The organism is Streptomyces sp. MRC013 (genome assembly GCF_023614235.1).
Classification (GTDB): domain Bacteria; phylum Actinomycetota; class Actinomycetes; order Streptomycetales; family Streptomycetaceae; genus Streptomyces.
In genome coordinates this window covers 2,268,627-2,285,825 of sequence record NZ_CP094264.1, presented here as the reverse complement: position 1 = coordinate 2,285,825, position 17,199 = coordinate 2,268,627, and the positions used below count along the sequence as shown (strand labels likewise).

Sequence of the window (17,199 nt, the reverse complement as noted above, 5' to 3'; positions counted from 1 at the left end):
GCAATACCAGTGACTTAAGACTTCAAGTCGGTAGGATGTCTGGTCGGGAGGTGCTGAGATGCCGCGGCCGGGACAGGTTAAGCCGGAGACGGATGAGCGGCTGTCGGATCGCATTGCGGTCGGGCTGCTGACGAGGTCATTTCCGCCGGAGTTGGTGGACAGGGTTGTGGCCGAGTGCGGCCGGTCCGGTCAGCGCAACCGGTTGCTGCCGCCCCGCGTGGTGGTCTACTTCGTGCTGGCGATGTGCTTGTTCTCCGGCCAGGGCTATGAAGAGGTCGCCCGGTTGCTGACGCATGGGCTGGCATGGGTGAAGCGCTGGTCAGGGTCCTGGAACGTGCCGACCACGGCGGCGATCTCACGGGCCCGCGCGAGACTTGGCCCCGAGCCCTTGAAGGCCCTGTTCGCCGAGGTGGCCCGGCCTCTGGCGGCGGAGTCGTCGCCGGGGGCCTTCTACCGCAGTTGGCGGGTGATGGCCGTCGACGGCACGGTGTTCGACGTGCCGGACAGCGAGGAGAACGCCGCTTACTTCGGGCGCCCCACAACACATCGCACCGAGCGGTGTGCGTTCCCGCAGGTACGGGTGGTGGCGCTGGCCGAGTGCGGCACTCACGCCATCACCGCCGCCGCGCTGGGACCTCGCACGGTGTCCGAACCCGTACTGGCCCGGCAGGTGCTCGGCAGCCTGGGGGCGGGTGACCTGCTGCTGGCCGACCGCGGTTTCACCGGCCTGGAGCTGTGGCGGGCCGCGGCGGCCGGCGGAGCGGACCTGCTGTGGCGCGTCCGCGCCCACCAGGTGCTGCCCGTGCGCGAGGAGCTGCCCGACGGCTCTTACCTGTCCGAGATCGTCGCAGCCAAGGACCATCGCAAGCGAGCTGATCCGGAAGTGGTGCGGGTCATCGAGTACACGCTGGAGGATCCCGGCAGGCCCGGTCCGGAAGCCCCCTACCGCCTGATCACCACGGTCCTCGACTCCAAGGCCGCCCCGGCGACGGAGCTGGCCGCCCTCTACCAGGAACGGTGGGAGTTCGAAAACGCGCTGGACGAGCTGAAGACGCACCAGCGCGGGCCCGCCGAGGTCCTGCGTTCACGGTCACCCGGCGGGGTCGAGCAGGAAGTCTGGGGTCACCTGCTTGTTCATCACGCCATTCGCGCGCTCATGCACGACGCCGCCGAAGCGGCCGGCCTCGACCCCGACAGGCTGTCCTTCACCCGCACCATCCGCCTCGCGCGCCGCCAGGTCACCGCGCAGGCGGCCTTTTCCCCTGACCACCTCGCGGCGGCGCTGGCCCACGGACTCGACGAAATAGCGGCCCGGCTCTTACCGCCGCGACGCCGACGCACCAACCCCCGCGTCGTCAAACGCAAGATGTCCAACTTCGGCGTCAAACGCGACGAGCACCGCACGTGGCCCCAGCCCACCCGCGACCCGGACGACGCCGTAACCATCGCCCCCCACTGGCGCACCGCCCCTATTACCTCATCCTCCAAGGCCAGACGCGTCCGGAATCCTTAAGTCACTGGTATTGGTCCTAGCAGGGGCTTTACGTCTGTTCAGAGCCGGGGCCGTCCGGCCCGATCCAGCCGGACCTGCACCGATCAGCGCGATTCGCGGAGATCATTTCGTTGAAAAAACCTCACTCAACACACCTTTACCAGCCCTCGTAATGCGTAGGTCTCGGGTTCGGATCCTGAAGGCGGCTCCGGCGAAGATCAGATCAGACATCGTTTGATCCGGTCTTCGGGCTTTCTGCGGCGTCCCGGGCGCCCTGCGGTCCGTCGCGGTGGGGCGGGGTGGCGGCGCGGGCCGAAGGCACGGCGGTGCTCCGGACGCGAACCGGTGACGTCGGCGGGAAGCGGCCCGGCCCGTACGGGCGCCGCGTGAGCGGGTCGGACGGCACAGGGGCGGGGTAGGCATCGCGGTGTTCGGCATCGGGAGCCCTCGACCGGAGGAGACGGGAGCGGACGTGGAGACGGGGAAGCAGAAGTTCGACACGCTGTCCGAGGACTACGAGCGTCACCGCCCGCGCTATCCGGACGAGTTGATGCGGCAGATCGCGCGCCGGACGCCGCGGAGGGCCGAGCGGCACGTCGTCGACGCGGGTACGGGCACGGGCATCGCACTGGAGGGGCTGATCCCGTTGCTGGGGCCGGACTGCCGGTACGAGGCCGTCGACCTGTCGTCCGACATGGTGGCCACGGGGAGGCGGAAGTTCCCCGAGGTCCGGTGGGCCGTCGGCGGGGCGGAGCCCTTCCTGGAGCAGGCCGTCGACGTCGACCTGATCGTCGCCGCCCAGTCCTTCCAGTGGATGGACCGGCCGCGGTTCCTGCGCGCGGCCCGGCGATGCCTGCGCCCCGGGGGCGTCGTCGCGATCATCCAGAACAACCGCGACTTCTCGGCGAGCGCGTTTCTCGACGCGTACGAGAGCCTGCTGGAGGAACTGAGCCCCGGCTACGGCCGCCACTACCGCAGCCTGGACTTCGCCTCCGAACTCCGCGAGGCCTTCTCCTCTTCGGGTAGCGAGGTGGAGGTCGCGACCGCCGACTGGACGAGGCCGATGGCGGCGGAGGACTTCATCGGCTTCGCGAAGTCGTCGACGCAGGTCCAGCGCGGCCTCGTCGCCCACGGCGAGGTCCTGCTCGACCGGCTCGCCGCACTCGTCGCCGCCCACGAGGAGGATGGCGAACTCGCCGTCCCCTACCGCAGCGAACTCTTCACGGCGCGCGTTCCGGGGGCCGATACCCCGGACGGGGGGTGAGGCGAACGGCGGCCCCCTTCCCGGTACGCTGCGAGCGCTGCTCGCACGCCGTGAGCGCTGCTCGCACGCCGTGAGCGCGCCGTTCCACGGGCCGTGAGCGTGCTGACCCACGGGCCGTGAGCGCGTCACCCCGCAGGCCGTGAGCGCGTCACCCCGCAGGGCATGAATGTGCCCCGCAGGGCGTGGGCGCGGCTCACACCGGACGGGCCTCGACGGGCCCGCGGGGCCGCGGGGTCGCGGGGCGCGCGACTGCGGGGCGCACGGCCCCACGGCCGCACGGCCGCGAGGCCCGCGGGGCCGCGTTGAAGCGGGCTCGGTCCGAGGGCCGTGGGATCGCGGGGGAGTAGGACCCCACGGCCGCGGGGCCGCGGGGCCGCGTTGCAGTGGACTCGGCGCGGGCTTCCGGCGGCGGAGCCGGGGAGCGGGGTCTGTGGGCGACCACCGGCAGGGGCGTACGGCCTGCGTACGGCCGTCACCGGAGGCGTGCGGCTTGGGTGCGGCGGCCATCGGCAGGGGCGTGCGGCTTGGGTGCGGCCGTCACCGGAGGCGTACGGCCTGCGTGTACGGCGGCCATCGGCAGGGGCGTACGGCCGTCACCGGAGGCGTACGGCCTGCGTACGGCGGCCATCGGAGGCGTACGGGCGGCACCGGGGGGCGTGCGGCCCGCCCACGGTCGCCGTCGGCGGGGCGGGGTCCGCGTACGGGCGACTGCCCGGACCGGCCGTCCCGTGCGGACGGTGTCCCGTGCGGACGGCGGGTCGTGGGCGTCAGGCGGTCCAGAAGTCCCACCAGCGGGTCAGCACGAGCATGCCGACGCTCCCGAGGTGCAGGACGGAAGGGACCCAGGGGAGGTCGTCGAGGAAGCGCCGGACCCCGCGCGGGGCGGGCAGTCGGCCGTGCCGCGCGTTCTCCGCGGTGACGTGCCAGAACATCACGATCGTCGCGGCCCAGGCGAGGCAGCACCACAGGCACAGGGCGTTGATTTCGTACAGGGACTGCCACATCAGCCAGGTGCAGAAGCCGACCCCGAACAGCGTCCCCGCGTTGAGGCCGAGCCAGAACCAGTCCCGGGGGCGGGCGCCGGCCAGCAGCCCGGCGCCGATCGCGACGACCATGCCGTACGCGACGAGGCCGAGCATCGGGTTGGGGAACCCGAAGACCACCGCCTGATCGCTCTCCATGACACTGCCGCACGACACGACGGGGTTGAGGCTGCAGCCGGGTGTGAAGTGGGGGTCCTCCAGCAGCCTGAACTTGTCGAGCGTGATGACCCACGAGGCGAGTACGCCCGCCGCGCCGGTCACCACCAGCAGCCAGGCGAGGCCGTGGCCCGCCGCCGTCCCGCCGCCCCCCGCCTGCGGGGCGGCGGGGCGGGCGTGGGCGGGCGCGGGCCGCGTCTGCGAGTCGCGGGTCATCGTCATGGTTCCCACCGGTCCTCTCGGGGTCGGGTGCGTGCGCGCGGGAAGGGGCTGGCGGTGCGGGTTGCCGTTCGGGAGCCTCCGCCGGGAGCGGAGGCGGGCGGCCCCGGCCGGGCCCGACCCGCGTCCGCGGTCGGTCGGGCGGCGGGGGAGGGGGCGGGGGTCAGCCGCCGTGGGCGCGGGTCTCGCCGACCGCCGGGTTCAGGAGGCCGGCCGGGCCGGGGGCGTCGCCGCACCGGTCGACCGGGATCTCGAGGGGGCTCCGGGCGGCGGCACCGGCGGAGCGTGCGGCGGGGGCCCCGGCCTCCGTGTGGGCGGTGGCCGCGCCGGTTGCGGCCAGGGCGGCGGCGGCCGCGCAGACGAGGACCGCGGCGGTTTCGGCGATGCGGGGCATGGGGGTTCTCCGTTCGTGCGGGGAGGGGCCGCGCGGCGGGTCCTTCCGCGGCCGGGGCGGGCGGGCCGTGGGCCGCCCGCGCGGGTCAGCCGCCGAGCGGCAGTCCGCCGAGCAGCGGCGCGGCCTTCTGCGGGGCCCCGATCCCGCCGACGGCGTCCGCGACCTTGCCGACCAGCTTCTGGTCGGCGACCTCGCCGACGTCGTCGGAGGGGACCGTCTCGGCCGGCCCCCGCTCGCCCGGGGTGCCGGCCGTTCCGCCCGGACCGGGGCCGGAGGGGGCGTCGGCGGCGAGGGCCGGTGCCGCCACGCCCATCGCCATCACGGAGCCGGCGAGGATCGCGGCCACCTTCACGGGCTTCATTCGGGGGTCCTTCCTGGAGGGGGCGCGGTGCGGGAGGGCCCGCGCCGCCGGGAGGGCACCCGGCCGGTCGCGGTGGCGCGCGCCCGTCCCCTCCAACGAGCCCCCGGCGCCCCGGAAACCCCGTACCGCGGGAATTCCCGGTACTGCACCCGAATGACGCGGGCGGTCCGATTCTCCGACCGGTACGGAAAGACGACCGTGCCGCGCCCCGGGCGCGGCGAACACGCCGGGGGAAACGCGCGCTACGCCACGAATGTCACCAATGCTTCGCGTTTCACCGATCTGGCTATAACGTGCCTGACATCGCGTCAGTACGTTCCGTTATCACCCGTTTTTCCACCCCTCAACTCCTCCCCCTCGTTTCCTCGACCCCTCAACGCGGAGAACCCCATGCGGATCCCAGTGGCCCCAGCCGTACGGCGTGTGCTGGTCTGCCTCCTCTCCTGCGCCGCGCTGTCGACCGCGCTGCCCGCCGCCGCGGCGCCCCGGGCCGGGGAGCGGCCGCGCATCCCGTTCGCCCAGCGGTACCACGCCGTCCAGCACGGGGGCCTGGCCCGTGCCGCCAACTCGGCGGTCACCTGCCGGCACTCGGCCGCGGGCGGCGGTGCGGCGGAGGACCCCTGCGTCGCCGCGCGGCTCGGGGAGGGCGCCGCCGCCAACCACCAGTACGACATGTTCTACGCGGACGTGGACGACGACCCGAACACGTTCAACTCCACCCGCGCCGAACTCGTCCTGCCCGAGGAGGCCCGGGTCACGTACGCCCGGCTGTACTGGGGCGGCAACCTCCGGGTCGGCGAGCAGAAGCCGCCGAAGGACAGCGGGCGGGTCCTGGTCGCCGAACCGGGCGGCGCCTACAAGGAGGTCCTCGCCGACTCCCTGGTCGGCCACCGCACCGCCAACGGCGCCGACGCCTTCCACGCCACCGCCGACGTCACGCGGCTCGTCAGGGACTCCGGCCCCGGGATGTACACCGTCGCCCAGATCAACGTCGCCATGGGTCGGACCGCCGTCGGCGCCTGGGGCGGCTGGACGCTCGTCGTGGCGTACGCGCAGGAGGACGCGCCGCTGCGCCACCTCTCGCTCTGGGACGGGTTCGAGACCCTCGCCGAGGGGCGCCGCTCGTTCCGCCTGGACACCGGCCCGATGCGGGTCCCGATGGGCGGCTCCGGCCGCCTGGGGACGGTCGTGTACGACGGCGACCGCGGCCTCGCCGGGGACCACGTCGCCTTCGAACCGCACCCGGGCCGGACGGTGCCGCTCACCGGCTCCGCGAACGCCCCGGGCGACGCCTTCGACTCGACCGTCACCGACTCCGGCGGGACGCAGATCCGCCGCCGGCCCGCCCACCGCAACACCCTCGGATACGACTCCGACGTGATCGACCTCTCCCCGGCGCTCCGCCGCGGCGCGAGCGACACCGCCGTGCGCCTCGGCGCCGCACGCGACTACCTGTGGCTCGGCGCGCTGTTCCTGGAAGCCGACGCCCGCGTCTGACGGCCCCCCGCCCGCCCACTTCGTCGAAGGGACACACGTGCGCCCTCCCCTCACCGCACTGCACGTCGTCCAGCCCGGGGACGGCGGGGTCGCCAGGGTGGTCGCCGACGTGGTCGGCGCCCACGTGGCCCAGGGCATGCGCGTCGCCGTGGCCTGCCCGCCCGGCACCCCGCTCGCCGCCGCCGCCCGGGCCGGGGGCGCCGAGGTGCACCCCTGGCGGGCCCGCCGCGAACCGGGCCGGGACGTCGTCGCGGAGAGCCGTGCCGTCGCCGGACTCGTCGCGCTCGTGCGCCCCGACCTGGTCCACGCGCACAGCGCCAAGGCCGGGCTCGCCGCCCGCCTCGCCCTGCGCGGCCGCGTCCCCACCGTGTACCAGCCGCACGCCTGGTCGTTCGAGGCGGTCGAGGGGGCCGTCGCCGTCCTGGCCCGCCGCTGGGAGCGGTGGGCCGCCCGGTGGACCGACCGGGTCGTCTGCGTCAGCGAGGCCGAGCGCCGCCGCGGTGAGCGGGCCGGCGTGCGCGCCTCCTGGACGGTCGTCCACAACGGCGTCGACACCGGCCGGTTCGGCCCGTACCCGTCCGGCGCCGAACGGGCCGCCGCCCGCGCCGCGGTCCTCGCCGGGGTGCCCGCCGACGCGCCCGTCGTGGTGTGCGTGGGCCGGCTGTGCCGCCAGAAGGGGCAGGACGTCCTCCTGCGGGCCTGGGGGACCGTCCGCGCGCGCGTGCCGGGGGCCCGGCTGGTCCTCGTCGGCGACGGCCCCGCCGCCGGCGGACTGCGCGCCGCCGCTGACCCGTCCGTCGTCCTCGCCGGGGCCGTCGCCGACCCGCTGCCCTGGTACCGGGCCGCCGACCTCGCCGTCCTGCCGTCCCGCTGGGAGGGCATGGCCCTCGCCCCGCTGGAGGCCATGGCGTCCGGCCTCCCGGTCCTCCTCACCGACGTGGACGGCGCCCGCGAGAGCCTGGCCCCCGGCCACGCCGCCCACTGCCTCGTACCGCCCGGCGACGCCGGCGCGCTGGCCGCGGCGCTCGTCCGGCTCCTGCGGCGGCCCGGCCTCCGCCGGGACCTGGGCCGCCAGGCGCACCGGCACGTCCTCGACCGGTTCGACGTACGCCGCGCGGGCGCCGCCATCGCCGACGTGTACCGCGAGGTGGCCGCCGGAGCGCGCCACCGCGAACCCGGAAGGCCGACCGTCCAGTGACCACGGAGAGCACCAGCGCGCCCGGCCCCCGTGCCGCCCGGCCGGCCGCCCTCGCCCCGCAGCGCGGCGGCCGGGCGCGGACCGCCGCGACCCGCCCCCGCCCCCTCCCGCGGGCCCCGTTCGCCGCCGCCCTGGTCGCCGCGGACTGCCTCGCCGTACTGCCCGCCGCGGCCGCCCTCACCCCCGGGCAGCGGTCCGCGGCCCTGCTCCTCCAGCTCACCGCCGCCGCCACCGCCCTCCACGCGGGCGCGGGGCTGTACCGGCCCGCCGCGCTCGGCTCCGTGCGCGCCGGGGCGTACCCCGCCCTCCTCGACGAGCTCCCCGCCGTCGCCGCGCGGCTCGCGTTCCTGTGGTGCGCGGCCGCCGCGCTGCTCGCCGCCCGGTCGCCCGGGCTGGCCCTCGGCCCGGGCGCGCTCGCCACCGCGTACGCCCTGCACCTCGCGGCCACCGCGGCCTTCCGGGGCGCCGTCCACCGCCGGGACCGCCGCGTCGCCCGGGACCGGCCGCGCGCCGTCCTCGTCGCCGGGGACGCGCCCGCCGCGCACCGCCTCGCCGCGCTGCTGCACCGGCACCCCGAGTACGGCCTGCGCGCCGTCGGGCTCGTCGCGCAGGCCGGGCGGGACGTCCCGCAACCCGCCGGCGCCGTGCCGCCCGGGCCGGTGCCGCCCGTGCTCACCTCCCCGGAGGAGGTCCGGCGGGCCGTCGTCCAGAACGGCGTCCGCGACGTCCTGCTCGCCGCGGACGGGGGCGGCGCCCCCCACCCCGACCTCGCCGCCCTGTTCCACCGGAGCGGCTGCGCCACCTGGCTCGTCGGCGCCCCCCGCCCGCGCGGGGCCCGCCCCCGGGCCCATGGGACGGCACCTGTGGGGATACGGGATCCGGCCCCTGGAACCCGGCGGGACCCGCGCCGGGCGGACGGCGAAGCGGGCCCTGGACGTCGTCGGCGCCGGGCTGCTGCTGCTGGCCGCCGCGCCCGTCCTGCTGCTGTGCGCCGCCGCCGTACGCCTCGCGGACGGGCCGGGCGTCCTGTTCCGCCAGGAGCGCGTCGGGCAGGGCGGACGGACCTTCACCCTCCTGAAGTTCCGCACGCTGCGCCCCGAGAGCGAGCACGAGGCCGCGACCCGCTGGAGCGTCGCCCGCGACGAACGGCTCGGCGCCGTCGGCTCCTTCCTGCGCCGCTCCTCGCTCGACGAGCTTCCCCAGCTGTGGAACGTCCTGCGCGGCGACATGAGCCTCGTCGGACCCCGTCCCGAACGCCCCTACTTCGTCGAGCGGTTCAGCCGGCTCCACCCCGGGTACGCCGACCGCCACCGCGTGCCGGTGGGGCTGACCGGCTTCGCACAGGTGCACGGGCTGCGTGGGGACACCTCCATCGAGGACCGCTGCCGCTTCGACAACCACTACATCGACCACTGGTCCCTCTGGCAGGACGTGCGGATCCTCCTGCGCACCGCCGCCACGCTGATCCGTCCGGCGGGCGGCTGATGGCCGCGCCCGCCGCCCCCGCCCCCGCCCCGTACGGGCTCCGGTTCCCCGTGTCCGCGCGGGTGCGGGCGGCCGCCCCGGCCCGCCGGGCGCACCTGGTGCCGCTCCTCGCCGTCGTGGCGCTCCTCGCCGTGCCGCCCGGCGGGCCCCCCGGGCAGGGCGGCGGCACCGTCGCGGACGCGGCGTCCGGCGTCCTCGTGCTGTGGTGCCTCGTCCGCGCCGCCCGCGCGCGCGTGCGGCCCCTCACGCGCGCGGCGGCGGTCGTCCTGGGCCTGCCCGTCGTGGGGATCTGCGCCGCCGCCGCCACCGCCCACGACCCGGCCGCCGCCCTGCCCGGCCTCGTCCGCCACCTCCAGGTGTTCGTGCTGGTCCCGGCCGCGGTCGTCCTGACCCTGCGCGACCGGCGCGACCTCACCGCCCTCGCCTGGGCGCTGGTCGGCCTCGCCCTCGTCCAGGGCGGCCTCGGCGTCGTCCAGTACGCCACCGGGACGGGCGCCTCGTACCGGGGCGAGAACGTCCGGGCGGTCGGCACGTTCGGCCCGACCGACGTGATGGGCATGGCGACCGTCGTCGCGTACGGCGTCGTCGCCGCCGTCGGCCTCGCCCTCGGCGCACCGGCCCGCGGCCGCGTCCGGGCCGTCGCCCTCGTCTGCGCGGCGCTCCTGACCGTCCCGCTCGCCCTGTCGTTCAGCCGGGGCGCCTGGATCGCCACCGCCCTCGTCTGCGCGGCCCAGCTCGCGGCGACCGGGCCGCGCCGCGTCCTCGGGGCGTCCCTGGCGGCCGGGGCGCTCGCCGTGGTCCTCGTCGGCGGCCTCGGCGTCGGCTCCGCGATGGTCCAGGAGCGGGCCGCCAGCATCGCGCGGGTCGCCGCCGCGCCCGACCGGTCCGTCACCGACCGGTACGCGCTGTGGGCCGCCGCGGCCGGGATGTGGCGCGACCGGCCGCTCACCGGGGTCGGTCTGAAGGGCTTCCCCGCCCACCGCGACGGCCACGCGCCGCTCGCCCTGTCGTCGGGCGGCGACACGGCCGGCGCGGGCGTCGCCTTCCGGCGGCAGCCGCTGCTGTCGCCGCACAACATGTACCTGCTGGTCCTCGGTGAGCAGGGGCTGCTGGGGCTGCTGACGATCGCGGGCGGCTGGCTGGCGCTGCTGGTGTACGGCCTGCGCCGCCTCCCGGCCGCCCGTCGCACGGGCCGCCGCCTGGACTGCGCCCTGGTCGCCACGGGCCTGCTGGGGTGGCAGCTGGTCGACTTCCTGTACGCCGACATCGGCGGCCCGTCCACGGTCCTGACCGCCGTGGTGCTGGGCGCGGCGGCCTGGTGGGGCCTGGCCGCAGGCCCGGACGCCGGTCCGCCGGCCGGTCCGGACACCCGCCCGCCGGCCGGTCCGGCCCCGGGAGGGTGCGCGTGACGGCGGACGCCGCCGCACCGGCGGAGGAGGCACGGCCCGGCGGCCCCGCCTGGGCGCCGTCCAACCGGTTCCTCGCCCGCGCGGCGCTGCTCACGGCGGCGCTCACCGCCGCGGGCGCCCTCCTGGGCCTCCTCCGCGACCGGCTCCTCGCCCGCACCTTCGGCGCGGGGCCGGAGACCGACGCGTTCCTGGTGGCCTGGACGGTGCCCGAGTTCGCGTCGACGCTGCTCATCGAGGACGCCATGGCGCTCGTCCTGGTCCCCGCGTTCAGCCGCGCCCTCGCCCTGCGCGCCGGGGCCGGGGCGCGGGGGCCGGACCCGGTGCCGGCCCTCGTGCGGACCACGCTGCCCGCCACCGCGGCGGGCGCCGCCGCGGTGGCCGCGCTGGTCGCCGCCGCCGCGCCCCTCCTCGTACCGCTGCTCGCGCCGGGGCTGCCGGAGCGGCGGCTCGCGGTGGACTGCACCCGGCTCACCGCCACCTGCGTCCTGTCGTTCGCGCTCGCCGGGTACTTCAGCGCCGCGCTGCGCGCGCACGGGCAGTACCTCGCCCCGGCCGCGATCTACGTCGCGTACAACACCGGCATCGTCACGGCGGTCGTCCTCTTCGGCCCCGCCCGGGGCGTCCGGGCCGCGGCCGCCGGGGTCGCGGCGGGCGGCGCGCTGATGGCGCTGGTCCAGGCGCCCTCGCTGGTGCGGCGGCTGAGGGAGCGCGCCGCCGGTGCGCCCGGCCGGGAGCGGGGCGCCGCCGCGGCGGCCTCGGGGGTGGCCCTCGCGCTCGTCGTGCCGGTCGCCGTCTTCGCCGTGGGGCGCCAGTCCCAGGTGCTCGTGGAGCGGTTCCTCGCCGCGCCGCTGCCCCCCGGGGCGATCTCGCACCTCAACTACGCGCAGAAGGTCGCCCAGTTGCCGATGGTGCTGTCGCTGATGCTGTGCACCGTCAGCTTCCCCGTCGTCGCCCGGGCCGCCGCCGCGGGCGACCGGGCGGCGGCGCGGCGCCGCGCCGAGCGGGACCTGCTGCTCGCCGGGGCCGTCGTCCTCGCCGGCGCGGCGGCCGTCGTCGCCGCCGCCCCGCAGATCGTCGCCCTCCTCTTCCAGCACGGGGCGTTCGACGCCGCCGACACCGCCGCGACGGCCTCCGTCATGCGGGTGTACGCCCTGGGCCTGCTCGGCCACACCCTGGTCGGCGCGCTCGGCCGGTGCTACTTCTGCGCGTCCCGCCCGCTGTGGTTCCCGGCCGCCGCGATGGGCCTCGGCGTCGCCGCGAACGCCGCCCTGGGCGCCGTGTGGGCGGGCCGCTGGGGCGCCCCCGGGATCGCCCTCGCCAACGCCGCCGGCATCACCCTCACGGCGGCGCTCCTCCTCGCCGGCGCCCGCCGCCGGGGGTGCCGGTCTCCGCCCGCGCCGTCGCCGCCGGTCTCGCCCGGCTCGCCGCGGCGGCCGCGGCCGCGGCCGCCGCGGGCCGGCTGTGCGCCTCGTGGAGCACCCGCCCGCTGCCCGGCGCGGTCCTCACGGCCGTCGCCGTCCTCGTCGTCTTCGTCCTCGCCGCGCACGTGCTGCGCGCGCCCCTCGCACCCCACCCCACGCGCGTGGCGCCGCGCGGCGCCCTCCCGCGCGGCCGCCCCCTCCCGCGAAGGCACCGCCATGCTCCGACGCACCCCGCCGCCCCCCTGGATCGCGATGTACCACTCCGTGGACACCGGCGGGGATGACCCGTACCGCATCACCGTCACCCCCCGGCGGCTCGACGCCCAGCTGCGCTGGCTGCGCGCGCGGGGGCTGCGCGGCGTCGCCGTGCGCGACCTCCTCGGCGCCCGCGCGCGGGGGACGCCGCCGGACTGGTCGGGCTGACCTTCGACGACGGGTACGCCGACTTCCTCCGCCACGCCGTCCCGCTGCTGCGCCGCCACGGCTGCACCGCCACCGTCTTCGCCCTGCCCGGCCTGCTCGGCGGCGACAACGCCTGGGACCCGCTCGGCCCCCGCAAGCCCCTCCTCACCGCCGAGGGGCTCCGCCGCTGCGCCGACGCCGGCATGGAGGTCGCCTCGCACGGCCTGCGGCACGTCTCCCTGCCGCCCGCCGACGACGCGGCGCTCCGCGAGGAGCTGTGCGGCAGCCGCGACCTGCTGCGGGACCTGACCGGCGAGGCGCCCGCCGGGTTCTGCTACCCGTACGGGCACGTCGACGCCCGGACGGCGGCCGCCGCGCGGGAGGCCGGCTACGCGTACGCCTGCGCCATCGACCCGGGCGCGCTGAGCGGCGACCACGCCCTGCCCCGCGTCCACGTCGGACAGCGCGACACGGCCCTGCGGCTGCACGCCAAGCGGCACCTGCGGGTGCCGCGTCGGAGCGTCCCCGCCGCACCGCCCGCCGCCGGGGCCCGCGCGTCATGAGGGTCCTGCACGTCATCACCGGCCTCGGCATCGGCGGCGCCGAACAGCAACTGAGGCTCCTGCTGCGCCACCTGCCGGTCCGCGGCGACGTCGTCACCCTCACCGACCCCGGCCCCGTCGCCGACGCGCTGTGCGCGGACGGCGTCCCCGTCGCCCACCTCGGCATGCGCGGCAACCGCGACCTGACCGCCCTGCCCCGCCTGGTCCGGCTCGTCCGGCGCGGCCGCTACGACATCGTCCACACCCACCTGTACCGGGCCTGCGTGTACGGCAGGATCGCCGCCCGCCTCGCCGGCGTGCGGCACGTCGTCGCCACCGAGCACTCCCTGGGCGCCACGCAGATCGAGGGCCGCCCCCTGGGCGCCGGGGCGCGGGCCCTGTACCTGGCGACGGAGCGCCTGGGCAGCGCCACGGTCGCCGTCTCCGACACCGTCGCCCGCCGGCTGGCCGACTGGGGCGTGCCGCCGCACCGCGTCCGCGTCGTCCCCAACGGCGTCGACGCGGCGGGCCTCGCCCACGACGAGGCGGCCCGCCGCGCCGCCCGCCGCCGGCTCGGCGTCCCCGACGGCGCGTACGTGGTGGGCGGCGTCGGCCGGCTGGTGCCGGGCAAGCGGTTCGACGTCCTGGTCGGCGCCGTCGCGGAACTGCCGCCGGACGTACGGCTCCTCCTCGTCGGCGAGGGGCCCGAGCGGGGGCGGCTGGAGCGGCTGGCGGCCGCGAACGGCGCGGCCGGCCGGGTCGTGTGGGCGGGGGCCGTCACCCGCGACCTGCCGGCGCTGCTGTCCGCGATGGACCTGTTCGTGTCCCCGTCCGCCGACGAGGCGTTCGGGCTCGCCGTGGTCGAGGCGCTGGCCGCCGGGCTGCCCGTCCGGTACGCGGCCTGCCCCGCCCTCGACGACCTCCCGCCGGGGGAGGCGCCCTCCGCCCGGCGGATCGGCGGCACCGCCGCCGACGTGGCCGCGGCGGTGCGCGAGGCCCGGGCCGCCCACGCGGCGCGGCCCGGGCGCGGCCCGGTGCCCCCGGCGGTGCGCCGCTACGACATCGCGCACACCGCGCGGCAGCTGACGACCCTGTACCGGACCCTCCACCGAGAAGGCGAGTGACCGATGATCCCGCGAACCCTCCCCGTACGGCGCCCGCTCGCCGGGCTCGCCCGCCGGGCCGCCCGGGCCGGGCGCCCGGGCCGCGCCTGGACCCTGCCGGCCGCGGTGCTGGCCGGTGCCGTCGCCGGCGGCGCGTACGGACTGCTGAGCACGCCCGAGTACGCGGCCACCAGTTACGTCGTGGTCGTCCCCGAGGAGCGGTCCGACCCGGCCGGGGCGATGGGCCTGGCGCAGGCGTACGGGCGGGTCGCCACGGACGTCGCCCTCGCCCAGGACGCCGCCGTGTGGGCACGGGTGTCGCCCGCGACGCTCCGGGCGAGCGTGGCGGCGGCGACCTCGCCCGACGCGCCGATGATCTCCATCACGGCCCGCTCCGACCGCCCCGCGACGGCCGTCGCCATGGCGGACGGGGTGGCGCGGGCGCTGGTGCAGAAGGGCACCCACACGGAGGCCAGCACCCATGTGAAGGTCGTCCCGTTCTCGCGCGCGACGGCCCCGGCGGGCCCCGTCTCGCCGTCCGCCCCGCTGGCGGCCCTGGTGGGCGCCTGCGGGGGCGGCCTCCTGGGGGGCCTGTTCCTGCTGGTCCGCCCCGAGCGGGACACCGCGCCGGGCGGCATCGGGACGGGCGGGAGCGCGGCGGGCGGGACCGGGACGGGCGGGAGCGCGGGGCGGGCGCCCGCGGCCGGTCCCGCCGCCGGCGCCGCGGGGCGGGGGACCGCCGTGCCGGGGCCCGCCGTCGGGGACGCGTCGCAGGCGGGCACCGCATGAGCGCGGCCGACACCCGCTCCCCGGCGGCCGGCGCGCGGTGGGCCGGGGACCTCACCGTCACCGTCTGCCGGGACGACCGGCGGTTCGCCGGCCTCGCCGCCGAGTGGGCGGACCTGTACGGGCGGTGCCCCGCCGCCACCCCGTTCCAGACGCACGCCTGGCTGCACTCCTGGTGGCTCTCGTACGGCGCCCCCGGCCGGCTGCGCCTGGTCCTGGTGCGCCGCCCCGGTGACGGCCGGCTCGTCGCCGCCGCCCCCTGTGGCTCACCCGGGCGCGCGTGCCCACCCTGGCGTTCCTGGGCGGCGCCCTCACCGACTACGGCGACGTGCTCGCCGACGAGGGCTGCCCCGAGGCCGTCCCCTCGCTGGCGACCGCGCTCGCGGACCTCGCCGCGGGCGCGGTGGTCGACCTGCGGGAGGTCCGCCCCGGCGCCGTCGCCGAGCGGCTCCTCGCCTGCTGGCCGGGCCCGCGCGCCCGGCTGCCGGACTCCGTGTGCCTGGAGCTGCCGCCGGTGCCCGTCGACGAGCTCGTCGCCCGGCTGCCGTCCGCGGGGGGCCAGCGGGCCAGGGCGAAGCTCCGCAGGATCGACCGGCAGGGCGTCGGGGTGCGGGCCGTGCCCGCCGAGGAGGTGCCCCGCGCGCTGCGCCGCCTGCTCGACCTCCACCGGCGCCAGTGGGCCGGTCGGGGCGTGACGGCGGAGCACCTCACCGGGCGGTTCGCCGAGCACCTCGGCCGCGCGGTGCGGGCGATGGCGGAGGGCGGCCACGCGCGCGTGACGGAGTTCCTCGTGGACGGCGAGGTGGTCGCGGTCGACCTGACGCTGCTCTCGCCCCGGCTGTCCGGCGGCTACCTGTACGGCGCCGACCCGGTGCTGCGCTCCCTCAAGGTGGACGCGGGGGCGCTGCTGCTGCGCAACGGCCTCCGGCTCGCCGGGGAGGCGGGCTGCGGCGCGCTGAGCCTGCTGCGCGGCGACGAGCCGTACAAGCACCACTGGCGCCCGTCCGCCGTCCGCAACCGGCGGCTGCTGCTGGCGCGCCGCCGCGCGGCGCCCGTGCTGTGGCTGCGGGCGGCGTACGCCGGCGGCCGGAGCTGGGCGGCGGACCGGCTCCGCGACCGGCCCTGGGCGCTCCGGCTGAGGCGGGCGCTCAGGTCCGGGAGGGGGCCCGCCGCTCCCACCGGGCACACAGGCCGGCATCGAGCAGCTTCCTGACCCAGGCGGGCGGGTCGGCGGGCGCGGCGCACCCGGACCCGTCCGGTCCGCCGGGCGGGGGCGCCGGCTCGGTGGGCCGGGGCGGCTCCGGGGGCGCGGGCCGCGTCGGCTCCGGCGCGGGCGCGGGCGCCGACAGCTCCGACCGGAACACCTCCGACGACCTCGGGTTGCTCTGGCACTGCCACACGCCGTGCGGGCAGTAGTCACTGATCGAGTGGTACAGCGGTCTGTGCTCCCTCATCCATTCGAGCATCCGCCGCATGTATTCGGGATTGTCGCCGTTTCGGAACAGGCCCCACTCGGGATAGGAGATAGGCTTTCCGTGGGCGGCGGCGAATTCCACGTGGTCGCGCAGCCCGTACGGTTCCTCCACCTGTTCGTCGAAGGTCCGGGCCGGCGGCTGGTCGTAGGAATCCATTCCCACGATGTCCACGACGTCGTCGCCCGGATAGCACTCGGTCCACGGAATGGCGTCCCGGCCCCGGTTGGGCGCGAAGTCGAACCGGAAATCCTGGCCGGGCACCTCACGCATGGCGGTGACGATGCGCTTCCAGTACTCCTTCCACGCCTCCGGGTCCGGCCCGCACCGGTGGCCGTACGTCGACCCGTTCATCTCCCAGCCGAGGACGAGGACCGTGTCCGGCACGCCCAGCCCCACCAGCCGCTCCGCGAGCGCCCGGAAGTGCCGGTCGTACCGGCCCTCGGCGCCCGCCCGCAGCATCCGCCGGACCACCGGGTCGGGCAGCCGGGTCTCGTTGAGCTCCAGCATCGGCACGTTGAGGACGAACATCCGGTCCGCGCGGGCCCGCCGCCACCGCGCCCACTCCTCCAGGAAACCCACCTGCCCGGAGATGTTGGACCAGCGGTCGCCCGGCAGGTAGGTGTGGCCGACCCGCAGCTCGGTGCCGCCCAGCCACTCCCGCAGCTCCTCCATGCGCCGGATCCCGGCGGGGCCGTAGTGCAGGTAGGCGCCGAACGCCGTCCCGCCCGCGGCCGCCGGGCCGGGCTCCCCGGGGGGCCCGGCCGCCCGCGCGGCCTGCGCCGTCAGCACGGAACCCGAGAGCAGCAGGCCGGCCGCGCACGCCCCCAGCCAGTTTTTCGTCTTTCCGTTCCGGATGGTCATCGCACTCCTCCGCCGGGCGCCGCGTCACGCCACGCCGTCCGCCATTCCGTCACCCGTCCGTCCGGGCCGAACCTATTCCCCGGGGACCGGC

11 protein-coding genes and 4 pseudogenes are annotated in these 17,199 nt (G+C 77.4%); 11 read left to right on the top strand and 4 right to left on the bottom strand.

Going from position 1 to position 17,199, the window contains the following annotated elements; all coding sequences use genetic code 11:
• Positions 1–58: 58 nt before the first annotated feature.
• Both LUW75_RS10365 and LUW75_RS10360 read left to right on the top strand, forming a co-directional pair.
• Positions 59–1,264: pseudogene (locus tag LUW75_RS10365) on the top strand (IS4 family transposase); the annotation flags it as partial.
• 700 nt (positions 1,265–1,964) lie between these two features.
• Positions 1,965–2,756 carry a class I SAM-dependent methyltransferase gene (locus LUW75_RS10360; RefSeq protein ID WP_250335348.1) on the top strand — a complete coding sequence of 264 codons (792 nt, stop codon included), beginning with the start codon at positions 1,965–1,967 and terminating at the stop codon, positions 2,754–2,756.
• A 767-nt stretch (positions 2,757–3,523) separates the two neighbouring features.
• On the opposite strand, the gene LUW75_RS10355 is transcribed toward LUW75_RS10360, so the two are convergent.
• The 3 genes from LUW75_RS10355 to LUW75_RS10345 all read right to left on the bottom strand — a co-directional run bounded on the left by LUW75_RS10355 (position 3,524) and on the right by LUW75_RS10345 (position 4,929).
• Positions 3,524–4,177, bottom strand: a complete 654-nt coding sequence (locus LUW75_RS10355) for a vitamin K epoxide reductase family protein (protein WP_250335347.1) — start codon at positions 4,175–4,177, stop codon at positions 3,524–3,526.
• Positions 4,178–4,337: 160 nt separating this feature from the next.
• Positions 4,338–4,568: a chaplin family protein gene (locus LUW75_RS10350; protein ID WP_250335346.1), complete on the bottom strand. Its 231-nt coding sequence runs from the start codon at positions 4,566–4,568 to the stop codon at positions 4,338–4,340.
• 85 nt (positions 4,569–4,653) lie between these two features.
• Positions 4,654–4,929: a hypothetical protein gene (locus LUW75_RS10345; protein ID WP_250335345.1), complete on the bottom strand. Its 276-nt coding sequence runs from the start codon at positions 4,927–4,929 to the stop codon at positions 4,654–4,656.
• A 390-nt stretch (positions 4,930–5,319) separates the two neighbouring features.
• On the opposite strand from LUW75_RS10345, the gene LUW75_RS10340 reads away from it, so the two are divergent.
• The 9 genes and pseudogenes from LUW75_RS10340 to LUW75_RS10300 all read left to right on the top strand — a co-directional run bounded on the left by LUW75_RS10340 (position 5,320) and on the right by LUW75_RS10300 (position 15,985).
• Positions 5,320–6,426 (top strand): DUF3344 domain-containing protein, encoded by a 1,107-nt coding sequence (locus LUW75_RS10340; RefSeq protein WP_250335344.1) that lies wholly within the window; start codon positions 5,320–5,322, stop codon positions 6,424–6,426.
• A 37-nt stretch (positions 6,427–6,463) separates the two neighbouring features.
• Positions 6,464–7,624: a glycosyltransferase gene (locus LUW75_RS10335; RefSeq protein WP_250335343.1), complete on the top strand. Its 1,161-nt coding sequence runs from the start codon at positions 6,464–6,466 to the stop codon at positions 7,622–7,624.
• Positions 7,625–8,473: 849 nt separating this feature from the next.
• Positions 8,474–9,109 (top strand): sugar transferase, encoded by a 636-nt coding sequence (locus LUW75_RS10330; protein WP_250335342.1) that lies wholly within the window; start codon positions 8,474–8,476, stop codon positions 9,107–9,109.
• Positions 9,109–10,518 carry an O-antigen ligase family protein gene (locus tag LUW75_RS10325; RefSeq protein WP_250335341.1) on the top strand — a complete coding sequence of 470 codons (1,410 nt, stop codon included), beginning with the start codon at positions 9,109–9,111 and terminating at the stop codon, positions 10,516–10,518. Before LUW75_RS10330 ends, LUW75_RS10325 begins: the two co-directional genes overlap by 1 nt.
• Positions 10,509–12,223, top strand: a pseudogene (locus LUW75_RS10320) (lipid II flippase MurJ). Before LUW75_RS10325 ends, LUW75_RS10320 begins: the two are co-directional and overlap by 10 nt.
• Positions 12,156–12,904 (top strand): annotated as a pseudogene (locus LUW75_RS10315) (polysaccharide deacetylase family protein). Before LUW75_RS10320 ends, LUW75_RS10315 begins: the two co-directional pseudogenes overlap by 68 nt.
• Complete coding sequence (locus LUW75_RS10310; RefSeq protein WP_250335340.1) at positions 12,901–14,007, top strand: glycosyltransferase; 1,107 nt, start codon at positions 12,901–12,903, stop codon at positions 14,005–14,007. Before LUW75_RS10315 ends, LUW75_RS10310 begins: the two are co-directional and overlap by 4 nt.
• A 3-nt stretch (positions 14,008–14,010) precedes the next feature.
• Complete coding sequence (locus tag LUW75_RS10305; RefSeq protein WP_250335339.1) at positions 14,011–14,775, top strand: YveK family protein; 765 nt, start codon at positions 14,011–14,013, stop codon at positions 14,773–14,775.
• Positions 14,772–15,985 (top strand): annotated as a pseudogene (locus tag LUW75_RS10300) (GNAT family N-acetyltransferase). The gene LUW75_RS10305 and the pseudogene LUW75_RS10300 overlap by 4 nt, the downstream one beginning before the upstream one ends.
• Here the strand turns inward: LUW75_RS10300 and LUW75_RS10295 are convergent.
• Complete coding sequence (locus LUW75_RS10295) at positions 15,921–17,108, bottom strand: glycoside hydrolase family 26 protein (protein ID WP_250335338.1); 1,188 nt, start codon at positions 17,106–17,108, stop codon at positions 15,921–15,923. The pseudogene LUW75_RS10300 and the gene LUW75_RS10295 sit on opposite strands and share 65 nt — an antisense overlap.
• Between the last annotated feature and the right edge of the window lie 91 nt (positions 17,109–17,199).

Excerpts from the sequence above, each read along its gene's own strand:
- LUW75_RS10345 (WP_250335345.1), bottom strand. The coding sequence starts at position 4,929 with ATGAAGCCCGTGAAGGTGGCCGCGATCCTCGCCGGCTCCGTGATGGCG.
- LUW75_RS10325 (WP_250335341.1), top strand. The coding sequence starts at position 9,109 with ATGGCCGCGCCCGCCGCCCCCGCCCCCGCCCCGTACGGGCTCCGGTTC.
- LUW75_RS10305 (WP_250335339.1), top strand. The coding sequence starts at position 14,011 with ATGATCCCGCGAACCCTCCCCGTACGGCGCCCGCTCGCCGGGCTCGCC.
- LUW75_RS10330 (WP_250335342.1), top strand. The coding sequence starts at position 8,474 with ATGGGACGGCACCTGTGGGGATACGGGATCCGGCCCCTGGAACCCGGC.
- LUW75_RS10295 (WP_250335338.1), bottom strand. The coding sequence starts at position 17,108 with ATGACCATCCGGAACGGAAAGACGAAAAACTGGCTGGGGGCGTGCGCG.
- LUW75_RS10350 (WP_250335346.1), bottom strand. The coding sequence starts at position 4,568 with ATGCCCCGCATCGCCGAAACCGCCGCGGTCCTCGTCTGCGCGGCCGCC.
- LUW75_RS10355 (WP_250335347.1), bottom strand. The coding sequence starts at position 4,177 with ATGACGATGACCCGCGACTCGCAGACGCGGCCCGCGCCCGCCCACGCC.
- LUW75_RS10310 (WP_250335340.1), top strand. The coding sequence starts at position 12,901 with ATGAGGGTCCTGCACGTCATCACCGGCCTCGGCATCGGCGGCGCCGAA.
- LUW75_RS10340 (WP_250335344.1), top strand. The coding sequence starts at position 5,320 with ATGCGGATCCCAGTGGCCCCAGCCGTACGGCGTGTGCTGGTCTGCCTC.